Origin of the sequence: Variovorax sp. VRV01, from assembly GCF_014852545.1 — a bacterium.
In the GTDB taxonomy this organism is placed as follows: domain Bacteria; phylum Pseudomonadota; class Gammaproteobacteria; order Burkholderiales; family Burkholderiaceae_C; genus Variovorax; species Variovorax beijingensis_A.
The window spans coordinates 741,614-753,414 of sequence record NZ_JACVBS010000001.1; the positions used below are offsets into that span (position 1 = coordinate 741,614).

Here is an 11,801-nt window from a genome sequence, read left to right on the forward strand (position 1 = left end):
GAAATAATGTGACCGGCCGGTTGCAAGCCAGGGCGGCGCGCCGCGCCTCAGATCACGTGGAAATGGTGCGTTCCGTCGCGCGCCAGCTGCGCCACAAGGCCGTATTCCCAGTCCAGGTAGGCCTGCATGGCCTCCGCCGGCGCATCCGTGCCTTCATAGGGCCGGCGGTAGCGGTCGGTGCGCGGCGTCCCGAGCCGCGTCTCGCCCGATTCGGCTTCGAGGCCTGCCGCAAACCATGCCGCGTTGCCACCGGCCAGCACAAGCACTTCGACGTCGCGCTGGCCGCGCGCATCGAGCAGCAGGCGCAGGTCGGCCGCGGCGTAGCATGCGAGCAGGCTGCTGCCGCAGGTCAGCACATAGCGTTGCGATGCAGGAATGGCCGCATCGATCGCACCCGCGAGCTGCGCACGGATCGCATACCAGGCGCCGGGGATGTGGCGCTTCACATAGTTGGCGCTGGTGGTCACGTCGATCACTGCCGTGCCGCTCTGCTGCTTCAGCAGGGCCGCCAGCTCGCTTGGCGAGATCTCTCCCACGATGGCCGCGGCGGGCGGAAAGGCGGGCGACGGCGCGGCCGTCTCGGCGAAGGCCGAAGCGGCAGGCACCGTGTCGAGCACGTAGGCCTCCCATCCCATCTGCGCGAGCCAGGATGCGCTCATCGAGGCCCGCACGCCATCGTCGTCGGCCAGCACGATGCGCGCGCCGCGCACCGGCACCTGGTGATCGGTTTCCTGCACCAGCTGCCCGCCGGGCGCGCTCGCAAAGCCGGACAGGTGGCCGGCCTCGTATTCCTCGGGCGTACGCACGTCGAAGCGGTACACGGTGCGCCCCGGGGCTTCCAGCGCATGCAGCGCATCGAGCGCGATGCGGCGCACGCCGGCCCTGTCGGCCACGCGCCGCGCATCGGCCTGGGCCTGCGCGCGGTGCGCATCGGAGACCTCGGCCGGCGCCTTGCGTTGCGCTCCATGGTCCAGCACCTGTCCTGCGAGCTTCCAGCCGATGGTGCCGTTGCGCAGTGCCGCCACCGGGTTCGGAATGCCCGCATTCACCAGCGACTGCGTGCCGATGATGCTGCGGGTGCGGCCCGCGCAATTGACAATCACCTGGGTCGACGGATCGGGTGCGAGCTCGCGCACGCGCAGTACCAGTTCGGCCCCGGGCACGCTGGTGGCCGAGGGAATGCTCATGGTCTGGTATTCGTCGAAGCGGCGCGCGTCGAGCACCACCACGTCGGCCTTGCCGTCGACCAGCGCCTTCACCTCGGGCGCGGAGAGCGAGGGCGTGTGCCGCTCGTGTTCGACCAGCTCGCCGAAGGACTTGCTCGGCACGTTCACGTCGCGGAACAGCTCGCCGCCGGCCGCGCGCCAGCCCTCGAGGCCGCCTTCGAGCAGGTGCAGGTTCGTGTAGCCCAGCGAGGCCAGCGTGCGCGCGGCGAGCGGCGCCAGGTCGATGCCGCCATGCGCGCCGTACAGCACGATGAAGGTGTCCCGCCGCGGAATGCGCCGCCAGGCCTCGATCTCGATGCGCGAGAGCGGCAGGTTCGCGGCCCACAGCGGATGTTCCTGCGCGAAGGGGTCTTCCTCGCGCACGTCGAGCAGCGCGGTTTCCTCGCGTGCGAGCAGGCGTGCGCGCACGGCGGCGAAGGGCAGCAGGGGGAAGGCAGTGGTCGTCATGCGGATGTCGTGGTCGATCTGAGTTCGGCTGAGCGGTCCCACAGGTTGGGCAGCAGCGTGTTGGAGTAGCCCGAGACGAAGGGCTTGCGCCCGCCTTCGGCCGGGTAAGTATGCCGCCGCACGGCGCCGATGTTGGCGCCGTACACGTGGATGCTGATCGATACGCGGCCTGCATGCGCGTTGTGCACGCGATGCAGGTCGCCGATGGCGGGCGACACGGCCTCCACGTCGCCGGCGTCCAGCCGCACCGCTTCGCCTTGCGGCCGTGCCCGGCCGTCGCTGCCGACGGCATAGCCCTGGCTGTATTCGGCGCCGCGCAGCATGCCGATCAGGCCCCATACGGTGTGGTCGTGCACCGGCGTGGCCTGGCCCGGTCCCCAGACAAAACTCACAACCGAGAAGCGCTCGGTGCTGTCGGCATGCAGCAGGAACTGCTGGTAGCGCGACGGGTCGGGCTGGGCGAAGGCGTCGGGCAGCCAGTCGTCCTGCGCCACCAGCGTTCGGAGCAGGGCGCCGCCTTCGGAAAGAATGCGCGGCTCCTCGGGGCCGCTGTCGAGCAGGCGGCCGAACGCGGTGACGAATTCGCGCAGCGGCGCGATGGCCGAGGTGCCGCTCATGCGGGGCGCTTCCACAGCTGCGCATCGGTGATGGCGCGCACGTCCACCCGCAGCGGCAGGATGCCGTCGCGCGCCGAGCGGTCGGCCACCGTCTGCAGCGCGGCGATGTCGGCCTCGGTCACAGGCCGGCCCGTGACCGAGGCGCGCGCCGTGATGATGCGGGCCGATTCGATCGGCAGGCGCGTGAGCTGGCTGTAGGCCTGCGCATAGGCCTCGGGGTTGGCCAGCGCCCATTCGCCTGCGCGCGCCAGCCGGTCCAGAAACTGCACGATGGCCGCGCGCCTGGCGGGGTCGGCCAGCGAGGGCTCGCTGGCCGTGATGAAGCCCAGCGCCGTGTTGATGCCGCGTCCGTCGCGCAGGATGCGCCCGCCTTGCTGGTGCGCGATCGTGTAGTAGGGATCGAAGACGGCCCAGGCGTCGATCTGCTTCGAGGCGAAGGCCGCGGCCGCATCGGTCGGCAGCACGAACTTCACCGTGACCTCGTCGCGCCGCACACCGGCCTCTTCGAGCGCGCCGTAGAGCTGGTATTGCGAGATGCTGCCGCGCGCGGACGACACGATCACGGTCTTGCCGCGCAGATCGGCCACCTTGCGCAACGGCGAATCGGGCTGCACCACGATGCCCAGGGCATCGGCCTTGCCGACGCGCGTGGCGACGATCTTCAGCGGCGTCCGGCCGACCGCCGCGGCAAGCACCGGCAGGTCGCCGGCCACGGCGGTGTCGACGGCCGCGCTGCGCTGCGCCTCGAACAGTGGCGCCGCGCCCTGGAAGTTGGCCCATCGATAGGCGAAGGGCACGCCTTCGAGCGCCTTCGAGGCTTCGAACAGCGCGCGCAGGCCGCCGGCCTGGTCGCCGAGCACCAGCGTGGTTTGCGGTTGCGCCCATGCGCGCAGCGGTCCGGCCGCGGCAAGCGAGAGCGCCGCGCCCTGCTTGAGCCAGCGGCGGCGCGAGGCCTTGGAGAACGGCAGATCGGTCATGCGGCAGCTCCCTCGGACAGCAGCGCACGCCTGCCCGCCACGACCAGGATCGCATCGTTCTGCGGCGTGTGGATGCGGCTGCACAGCACGTCGCGGTAGTGCCGCTCGAGCGGGTTCTGCCGCGCGAGGCCGTGGTTGCCGCTGAGCTGCAGCGCGAGCTCGACCGCGCGGATCGCGTTGCCGGTCACGGTGTACTTGAGCAGGCCGCTGTCGGTGGCCGGCGGCGCGCGACCTTCGTCCACGGCACGGGCGGCCTCGTCGAGCAGCACGCGGTTGGTGCGAAGCAGCGCCTCGATCTCGCCCGCATGCTCCTGCACGCGCGCAAGGCTCGCGAGCGGCGCGCCCAGGCTGCCGGGCGCGCGATGGTTCAGGAAGTCCACCAGCCAGCCGCGCGCCGCCTGCGCCACGGCGTCGTAGAGGCTGCCGAGCAGCACCGTCATCCAGGCCTGCTGCGCGGCGTGGGCATCGATGTCGGTCTGGCTGCCGGCGTCGGGCGCCCAGTCGGCCGGTGCACGCAGGTCGACCGCATGGTCGAGCTCGATGGCCACGTTCTCGAACACCACTTCGTGGCTGCCCGAAGCGCGCAGGCCCAGATGGTCCCAGCTCGCGATCACGCGCACGCCGGGCGCATCGCGCGGCACCAGGAAGACGCCGGTGCGCGGCGTGGCTTCATCGGTGCGGGCCCACACGGCGAGCCACCTGAGGCCTTCGATGCCCGTCGTGTAGAGCTTGTGGCCGTCGATCCTCCAGCCGCTGCCTTCGCGGCGCGCGACCGTTGCGGGCAGCCCGCCGCGCGCGGGCGAGCCGAGCGCGGGCTCCACGCGCAGCGCATTGATGAGCGCGCCGCGTTCCACCGCACTGCGCAGCACCCGTTCGCGCAGGTGCGGCGGCCAGCGGCTGTCGCTGCGCGCGAGTGCATGGTGCTGCAGGTAGGTCATCGTGAGGATCAGCGCGGTCGCCGGCTCGCCGCGCGCCACGGCCGCAATCACGCGGCGTGCCGTGGCCAGCGTGGCGCCGCCGCCGCCGTGCGCCGCGGGCGCCACCAGGCCGATGAGCCCATGCGACTGCAAGGCCGCGAAGTTCGGATGCGGAAAGGCGCCGCTTCGGTCGTGGTCGGCCGCGGTGGCGGTGAACTGCGCCGACAGATGCGCGAGCAATGCGGCATCGACGGTGGCAGGCGCGGGGTCTTCATTCGTGGCCGGCGGGCGGCGCAAGGGGAGTGCACTCATGGCTGCGCACAGTACCGGGACCGCGCCACACCGGAAACGACGCATCCCGCATATGCAAACTCGTTTTTCTGCGTTCGCTTTTTCCGGCTGCCTCGGTACGGTCCGGTGCATGACAACTGACTTCCCGATCGACAGGCGCCGCCTGCTGCAGGCCGCCGCAGGCTGGAGTGCCCTGGGCGCGGCGCGGGCTGCGGCACCGGCGCGCGACCTTTCCGGCGTGACCTTGCGCGTCGGCACCTACAAGGGCCTCTGGCGGCCGCTGCTGCAGGCTTCCGGCCAGGCCAACACGCCCTACAGGATCGACTGGCGCGAGCTCAACAACGGCGTGCTGCACATCGAGGCCATCAACGGCGATGCGCTCGACCTGGGCTCGGGCAGCGAGATCCCGCCGGTGTTCGCTGCGCGCCAGAAGTCGAGCGTGAAGCTGGTGGCCGTGACGCATGAAGACCTCAACAACCAGGCCACGCTGGCACGCAAGGATTCGCCGATCCGCCGGATTGCCGACTTCAAGGGCAAGCGCGTGGGCTATGTGCGCGCCACCACCTCGCACTATTACCTGGCCCGGCAGCTGGCCGAGGCGGGCCTGTCGTTCAGCGACATCCAGGCCGTGAGCCTCACGCCTTCGGACGGCCTCTCGGCCTTCGCGCGCGGCGATCTCGATGCCTGGGCCATCTACGGCTACAACGGCCAGATCGCGCGCATCCAGTACGGCGCGCGCACCATCAAGACCGGCGTGGGCTACCTGTCGGGCAACTTCCCGATCTACGCCAACCCGCGCGCGCTGGACGACGAACTGCGCCGCGCGGCATTGAGCGACCTGCTGCAGCGCCTGCAGCGTTCGTTCGCGTGGATCAACGGCAACTTCCTGGCCTATGCGCGTGCGCAATCGGCCGAGACGCGCGTGCCGGTCGGCGACCTGGTCGAACTCTTCAACGGCCGCAGCGGCGACTACAGCCTCGGCCCCGTCACCGACGCCGTGGTGCGCAGCCACCAGCAGGTGGCCGACACCTTCCTGAAGATCGGCGTGCTCGACGGCCCGGCCGACGTGACGCCCCTGTGGGACCGCAGCTTCGAGAGCGTGCTGCGCCCGCCTGCCGCTTGAACCACCACGCATCCATTCTGAAAACACGAGGACACCATGAGCCAGAACGACGTTGAATTCATCGGCATGATCCAGGGCCAGAAGGTCTCGGAGATCCACGCCGCCAAGGGCCCGGCCATCGACCGCGACTACGTGCGCGCCTTCGCCCAGGCGCACGAGAACGCCGGCTTCGACCGCGTGCTGGTACCGCACCATTCGACCGGCCCCGATGCCACGCTCACCGTGGCCTACGCCGCATCGGTCACCGAACGCATCCACTTCATGCTTGCGCACCGCCCGGGCTTCGTCGCACCCACGCTGGCGGCGCGGCAGTTCGCCTCGCTCGACCAGTTCAGCGGCGGCCGGCTCGCGGTGCACTACATCTCGGGCGGCTCCGACGAGGAACAGCGCCGCGACGGCGACTGGCTCGGCCACGACCAGCGCTATGCGCGCACCGACGAATACCTCGACGTGCTGCACAAGGTGTGGGCCGCCGACAAGCCCTTCGACCATGAAGGCGCGCACTACCGCTTCCAGAACGCCTTCTCCGAAGTGAAGCCGGTGCAGACGCGCAATGGCAGGCCGCATGTGCCGGTGTATTTTGGCGGTGCTTCGGAGGCGGCCATTCCGGTGGCCGGCAAATACGCCGACGTGTATGCGCTGTGGGGCGAGTCGCTCGACCAGGCGCGCGAGCTCACCACGCGCGTGCGTGCCGAGGCCGCGAAGCACGGGCGCAGCGTGCGCTTCTCGGTGTCGTTCCGCCCGATCCTGGCGCAGACCGAAGAGGCCGCATGGGCGCGTGCCGACAGCATCCTGGCCGAGACCCGGCGCCTGCGCGTGGTGCAGGGCTACAACCGCGGCGGGCCGCAGCAGAGCGAAGGTGCGAAGCGCCTGCTCGCCGCGGCCGAGAAGGGCACGCGGCTCGACAAGCGGCTGTGGACGGCGGTCGCGCAGGAGATCGGCGGCCGCTCCAACAGCACGGCGCTGGTCGGCACGCCCGAGCAGGTGGCCGACGCGCTGCTCGACTACTACGACCTGGGCGTGACCACCTTCCTGATCCGCGGCTTCGATCCGCTGGAAGACGCGATCGACTACGGCCGCGAGCTGATTCCGCGCACGCGCGAGCTGGTGGCGCAGCGCGCGGCTTTGGCTCGCAAAGCGGCGTGACCTGACTTTCTCCCTCCCCTTCCGGGGGAGGGCAGGGGTGGGGGCTCGCGGCCTCGACCACTGCCACTGCATTGGAAGCCGTCATGCCCCCATCCCAACCTTCCCCCGGGAGGGGAAGGAGCAACACCCAATACCCCAAGAGATTTCCGATGAATGCCGTTCTTTCCATCGACCGCCACGCGGCCCAGCCGCTCAAGCTCAACCCCCACCCGCAGCAGAAGTACTGGTTCGACCCGATCCCGCCGCGCACCAGCGTGCAGGCCGAGCGCCGCCACCGGCAGGAGCGCCTCGCAGGTGCGTTCCGCCTGTTCGCGCGCTTCGGTTTCGCCCAAGGCCTGGCCGGCCACATCACCGCGCGCGACCCCGAGCTCAGCGACCACTTCTGGGTCAATCCGCTGGGCGTCCACTTCTCGCGCATCAAGGTCTCCAACCTGCTGCTGGTCAACGCGAAGGGTGAGACGGTGATCGGCGACCGGCCGCTCAACAAGGCCGCCTTCGCCATCCACGCCGCGATCCACGAGCACAACCCGAAGATCGTCGCGGCCGCGCATACGCACTCGACCTACGGCAAGGCCTGGTCCACGCTCGGCCGCAAGCTCGACACGATCACGCAGGACAGCTGCGTGTTCCACCGCGACGTGGCGCTGTTCGACGACTTCACCGGCATGGTGGTCGACACCAGCGAGGGCGACCGCATCGCGCGGGCGCTGGGCGACAAGAAAGGCGCGATCCTCAAGAACCACGGCATCCTGACCGCGGGCCCCACGGTCGAGGCCGCCGCGTGGTGGTACATCGCGCTCGACAACGCCTGCCACACGCAACTCCTTGCCGAGGCCGCCGGCAAGCCGCAGCCCATCGACGAGGACACCGCGCGCCACACGCACAGCCAGATCGGAGGGCCGGAGGGGGCCATCCATTCCTTCGACAGCCTCTACGAAGGCCTGGTCGAAGCGGAGCCCGATCTGCTGCTCTGAAGAAAAACTACTGGAGTTCCCGATGACCGCATCTCTTTCACACGCTATATCGCGCCGGGGTGTCCTGCGCGCAGGCGGCGCCGCTGCCGTGGTCGCCTCGGGCGGCCTGATCGCCTCGCAGGCCTTCTCGCAGCAGGCACGCAAGCTCACTTTTGCATGGAACGCCGCCGCGTTCTGCCTCTCGCCCGTCGTCGTCGCGCAGGAGCGCGGCTACTTCGAGCGCAATGGCCTGCAGGTGGACCTGATCAACTACACCGGTTCGACCGACCAGCTGCTGGAGTCGCTGGCCACGGCCAAGGCCGATGCGGCGGTGGGCATGATCCACCGCTGGCTCAAGCCGTTGGAGTCGGGCTTCGACGTGAAGATCGTCGGCAGCTCGCACGGCGGCTGCGTGCGGCTGGTGGGTGCGAAGAGCGCGGGCGCGACCAGCATCGCAAGCCTCAAGGGCAAGATCATCGGCGTGTCGGACATCGCGAGCCCGGGCAAGAACTTCTTCTCGATCCTGCTTGCGAAGAACGGCATCGATGCCGACAAGGACGTGACCTGGCGCCAGTACCCGGCCGACCTGCTCGACATCGCGGTGCAGAAGGGCGAGATCCACGCCATTGCCGATGGCGACCCCAACGTCTACCTGATCGAGAAGCGCAACAAGGGCGCCTTCGTGGAGATTGCGAGCAACCTCTCGGGCGAGTACAAGGACAAGGTCTGCTGCATCGTCGGCGCGCGCGGCGAACTGGTGCGCAAGGACAAGCCGACCGTCGCGGCCCTCGTGCGCGCCATCGCGCAAGCCTCCGACTACGTGGCCGAGAACTCGAACGAATCGGCCAGGCTGTTTGCGAAGTATTCGCCCAAGGTGCCGGTGGAAGACCTGCGCGCGCTGCTCGGCACGCTCACGCACAACCACCATCCGCTCGGCAAGAAGCTGCGCGACGAGGTGGAGTTCTATGCGCGCGATTTCCGCGGTGTCGGCGTGCTCAAGAAGACCACCGATCCGGTGCGCTTTGCCGAACACGTCTCTTTCGATCCACTCGCATGAGCACCCCAGACCCCGCATTGGGCTTCGATTCCCTCCCCTTCCGGGGGCGGGCGAGGGTGGGAGCCGCGGCGCCCGAACGCGCGCCGGCTCCTGCTTCGACATCGACCCGCATCCAAGCAGCTGCGCCCGCATGGCGCATCGGCTTCGCCGCCGCTGCAGCATGGTTCGCCCTGGGCCTGCTCACGCTCTACTGGCCGAACAAGGCCGTCGGCTTCAGCGACTGGGCCTACACCGACGAGTTCGGCATCGCCGCCATCGCGGTGGGCGCGCTGCTGCTGGCCGTTGCATCGCTCGGGCCGCGCGCCGGCCGCGTCGCGCATGCGCTGCGGCCCGCGGGCCCATGGCTGGTCGCGCTGCCCGTGCTGTTCGCCATCTGGGAGATCGCGACCGCCAAGCTCGCGCTGCTCCCCACGCCGTTCTTCGCGCCGCCGCAAAGCCTGGTCGAGACCTACATCGACGACTGGCGCCGCCTCGGCGAAAGCCTGCTGCACTCGACCCGGCTGCTGGCCCACGGCTTCGTGCTGGGCGCGCTCGCGGGCTTTCTCACGGGCGTGACCATCGGCTGGTCGCGCATCGCGGGCTACTGGGTGCATCCGGTGCTGCGCTTCGTGGGGCCGGTGCCGGCTTCGGCGCTGCTGCCGCTGGCGTTCTTCTTCTTTCCGTCGAGCTATGCGGCCGCGGTGTTCCTGATCGCACTCGCCACGGGCTTTCCTGTGGCGGTGCTCACCTGGTCGGGCGTCGCTTCGGTCAACCGCAACTACTACGACGTGGCGCGCACCATGGGCGCGAGCGAGCGCTTCCTGGTGCTGCGCGTGGCGATTCCGGCTGCCTTGCCGCAGGTGTTCGTTGGCCTTTTCATGGGGCTGGGCGCGGCGTTCTCGGTGCTCGTCACGGCCGAGATGATGGGCGTGAAGGCCGGGCTGGGCTTCTATCTTTCGTGGGCGCAGGGCTGGGCCTCGTACTCGAACATGTACGCCGCGCTGATCGTGATGGCCGTGCTGTGCTCGGGCCTGATCACGCTGCTCTTCAAGGTGCGCGACCGCGTGCTGTCGTGGCAGAAGGGGACCGTGAAATGGTAGCCACCGCAACAACGGCAGGTGCAGGTGTGCGCCAGGCCGGCGCGCACATCGACATCCGCGGCGTGAGCCATTGGTTCGATGTGTCCGCGGGGCCGCTGCAGGTGCTCGACGACATCGACCTCACGGTGAAGCCCGGCGAGTTCGTCGCGCTGCTGGGGCCGAGCGGCTGCGGCAAGTCGACGCTGCTGCGCCTGGTGGCGGGGCTCGAGCCCGCCACGGCCGGCCGCATCACGCAGGACGATGCGCCCATCACGCGGCCCGACCCGTCGCGCATCGTCGTGTTCCAGGACCCGACGCTCTACCCCTGGCGCAGCGTGTGGGACAACGTGGCGCTGGGCCTGCAGGCGCGCGGCGTGCTCAAGGCGCAGCGCGGCCGCGTCGACGAGGCGCTGAAGCTTGTCGGCCTCACCGACTTTGCCAAGGCCTTTCCGCACCAGCTCTCGGGCGGCATGGCGCAGCGCGTGGCGCTGGCGCGCGCGCTGGTCAACGATCCGCAGCTGCTGGTGCTCGACGAGCCGCTCGGCAAGCTCGACTCGCTCACGCGCATTGCGATGCAGAGCGAGTTGGTCAACCTGTGGCAGCGCGCGGGCTTCTCGGCGCTCTTGGTGACGCACGACGTGGAGGAGGCGCTGTTCCTCGCCAACCGCGTGATCGTGCTAAGCGACCGGCCGGCGCGCATCGCAGCGGAGATCGTGGTCGACCTGCCGTATCCGCGGCACCGCGGCCATGCGAGGCTCGCCGAACTGCGGCACGAGGCGTTGCGGCACCTGGGGCTCGACGCCACCTGGTGAGATGAACAGCACGCCCGAGGCCGATTGGCTCAACCTGCTGATCGACCTGCTGCAAGGCGCCCAGCTGCAGCTGCTGCGCGTGCTCGATGCACTCGGGCTCGCGCAGCATGTGCACGGCCAGCCGGCGTGGCCGTGGGCGCGGCGGCTGTCGGGCGAGAACCTGCTGATCGACCTGGGACAGGCGCGCAGCTTGGCGTGGACGCTGGTGTTCGTCGCAGTGGCGGTGCTCGCGTTGCTGCTCGCGCTGCTCTGGCCGCGCCTGCGCTTCTACTTTCTCGCGTTGGTGCCGATGCTGCTGATCGCAGCGCCCTGGCCCGAGTCGCGCGTGGTGCTGGTGCCCGCAACGCCCACCAGCTTTCAGGCATCGCCGACCGGCTTCACGGCCAAGTCCATCGCCCGGGGCCGCATGCTCTACCAACAGAACTGCGTGGCCTGCCACGGTGCGGACGGCAAGGGCGAAGGCCCGCTCGCAGCCTCGCTGGCGGTGTGGCCGCCGGACCTCAGCGGTCCATTGCTGTGGCGGCGCGCCGATGGCGACCTGCTCTGGCGCATCCTCCACGGCACGCGCGATGCGCAGCAGGGTGGCCAGTCCACGATGCCCGGCTTCGCCGGAAAGCTCGGCGAGGCCGACGCCTGGGCGCTTGTCGACTACATGAAGGCGCAGGGCGCGGGCCAGAGCCTGCGTGCGCTCGGCAGCTGGCCGCAACCCATCGGCCTGCCCGACATGGCGGTGCGCTGCGGTTCGCAACCGCCACGACTGCTCGCGAGCTGGCGCGGGCAGCGCGTGCGCATCGTGGCGGGCGGCGCGATGCCGGCCGAAGACCCGCGCCTCGTGACCGTGCTGCTGCGGCCGCCTTCGAGCGCGGTTGCAACGGCTGCCGATTGCGTGGCCGACTCCGCCGCCGGATGGGAGGCGCTGGCGCTCATCGCCGGCACCGAGCAACTGGCCGGCACCCAGCTCATTGCCGATCGCGACGGCTGGCTGCGCGCGCGCGGTGCGCCCGGCAAGGCGGGCTGGTCGGACGACGACCTGCTGTGCCGCAGCGAACGCGCGCCCGGTGCGACGGTGGAGCAGGGCGCTGCTGCACTGCCCGCCGATGGCCTGGGCGCGCTGATCGCCCGCATGGACGCGCAGCCGGTGCGCTTCGTCAAGGGCGGCTTCATCCACTGACTTTTT

At 70.1% G+C, this 11,801-nt stretch carries 11 protein-coding genes; 7 read left to right on the forward strand and 4 right to left on the reverse strand.

The annotated features are described in order from the left end of the window. Positions 1-47 precede the first annotated feature (47 nt). From IB278_RS03585 to IB278_RS03600, 4 genes are read right to left on the reverse strand one after another with little or no spacing between them, the layout of a single operon-like run. Entirely contained in the window at positions 48-1,673 is a 1,626-nt protein-coding gene (locus IB278_RS03585) for a rhodanese-related sulfurtransferase (RefSeq protein ID WP_192322615.1), read from the reverse strand. Next, complete coding sequence (locus tag IB278_RS03590) at positions 1,670-2,290, reverse strand: cysteine dioxygenase (protein ID WP_192322616.1); 621 nt, start codon at positions 2,288-2,290, stop codon at positions 1,670-1,672. The genes IB278_RS03585 and IB278_RS03590 overlap by 4 nt, the downstream gene beginning before the upstream one ends. Then, positions 2,287-3,267, reverse strand: a complete 981-nt coding sequence (locus IB278_RS03595; protein WP_192322617.1) for an ABC transporter substrate-binding protein — start codon at positions 3,265-3,267, stop codon at positions 2,287-2,289. The genes IB278_RS03590 and IB278_RS03595 overlap by 4 nt, the downstream gene beginning before the upstream one ends. Beyond that, a complete protein-coding gene (locus IB278_RS03600) occupies positions 3,264-4,496 on the reverse strand; it encodes an acyl-CoA dehydrogenase family protein (RefSeq protein ID WP_145745267.1) in 1,233 nt (410 codons plus the stop codon). The genes IB278_RS03595 and IB278_RS03600 overlap by 4 nt, the downstream gene beginning before the upstream one ends. 109 nt (positions 4,497-4,605) lie before the next feature. Here IB278_RS03600 and IB278_RS03605 point away from each other — a divergent pair, with 109 nt between their 5' ends. The 7 genes from IB278_RS03605 (at position 4,606) to IB278_RS03635 (ending at position 11,795) form a co-directional block, all read left to right on the forward strand. Further along, a complete protein-coding gene (locus tag IB278_RS03605; RefSeq protein WP_192322618.1) occupies positions 4,606-5,598 on the forward strand; it encodes an ABC transporter substrate-binding protein in 993 nt (330 codons plus the stop codon). Positions 5,599-5,634: 36 nt separating this feature from the next. Beyond that, a complete protein-coding gene (locus IB278_RS03610; RefSeq protein ID WP_192322619.1) occupies positions 5,635-6,744 on the forward strand; it encodes an LLM class flavin-dependent oxidoreductase in 1,110 nt (369 codons plus the stop codon). Between the two features lie 149 nt (positions 6,745-6,893). Next, entirely contained in the window at positions 6,894-7,718 is an 825-nt protein-coding gene (locus IB278_RS03615; RefSeq protein WP_192322620.1) for a class II aldolase/adducin family protein, read from the forward strand. Between the two features lie 22 nt (positions 7,719-7,740). Next, on the forward strand, positions 7,741-8,754 hold the full coding sequence (locus IB278_RS03620) for an ABC transporter substrate-binding protein (protein ID WP_192322621.1): 1,014 nt from the start codon (positions 7,741-7,743) through the stop codon (positions 8,752-8,754). Continuing rightward, entirely contained in the window at positions 8,751-9,833 is a 1,083-nt protein-coding gene (locus tag IB278_RS03625) for an ABC transporter permease (protein WP_145745257.1), read from the forward strand. The genes IB278_RS03620 and IB278_RS03625 overlap by 4 nt, the downstream gene beginning before the upstream one ends. Beyond that, positions 9,827-10,624, forward strand: coding sequence for an ABC transporter ATP-binding protein (locus IB278_RS03630; protein WP_145745255.1), 798 nt, complete (start codon positions 9,827-9,829; stop codon positions 10,622-10,624). The genes IB278_RS03625 and IB278_RS03630 overlap by 7 nt, the downstream gene beginning before the upstream one ends. Before the next feature lies 1 nt (position 10,625). Continuing rightward, positions 10,626-11,795, forward strand: coding sequence for a c-type cytochrome (locus IB278_RS03635; RefSeq protein ID WP_145745253.1), 1,170 nt, complete (start codon positions 10,626-10,628; stop codon positions 11,793-11,795). The last annotated feature ends 6 nt before the right edge of the window (positions 11,796-11,801 follow it).

Coding starts and splice junctions, on each gene's coding strand:
- IB278_RS03585 (WP_192322615.1), bottom strand. CDS start 1,673: ATGACGACCACTGCCTTCCCCCTGCTGCCCTTCGCCGCCGTGCGCGCA.
- IB278_RS03590 (WP_192322616.1), bottom strand. CDS start 2,290: ATGAGCGGCACCTCGGCCATCGCGCCGCTGCGCGAATTCGTCACCGCG.
- IB278_RS03595 (WP_192322617.1), bottom strand. CDS start 3,267: ATGACCGATCTGCCGTTCTCCAAGGCCTCGCGCCGCCGCTGGCTCAAG.
- IB278_RS03600 (WP_145745267.1), bottom strand. CDS start 4,496: ATGAGTGCACTCCCCTTGCGCCGCCCGCCGGCCACGAATGAAGACCCC.
- IB278_RS03605 (WP_192322618.1), top strand. CDS start 4,606: ATGACAACTGACTTCCCGATCGACAGGCGCCGCCTGCTGCAGGCCGCC.
- IB278_RS03610 (WP_192322619.1), top strand. CDS start 5,635: ATGAGCCAGAACGACGTTGAATTCATCGGCATGATCCAGGGCCAGAAG.
- IB278_RS03615 (WP_192322620.1), top strand. CDS start 6,894: ATGAATGCCGTTCTTTCCATCGACCGCCACGCGGCCCAGCCGCTCAAG.
- IB278_RS03620 (WP_192322621.1), top strand. CDS start 7,741: ATGACCGCATCTCTTTCACACGCTATATCGCGCCGGGGTGTCCTGCGC.
- IB278_RS03625 (WP_145745257.1), top strand. CDS start 8,751: ATGAGCACCCCAGACCCCGCATTGGGCTTCGATTCCCTCCCCTTCCGG.
- IB278_RS03630 (WP_145745255.1), top strand. CDS start 9,827: ATGGTAGCCACCGCAACAACGGCAGGTGCAGGTGTGCGCCAGGCCGGC.
- IB278_RS03635 (WP_145745253.1), top strand. CDS start 10,626: ATGAACAGCACGCCCGAGGCCGATTGGCTCAACCTGCTGATCGACCTG.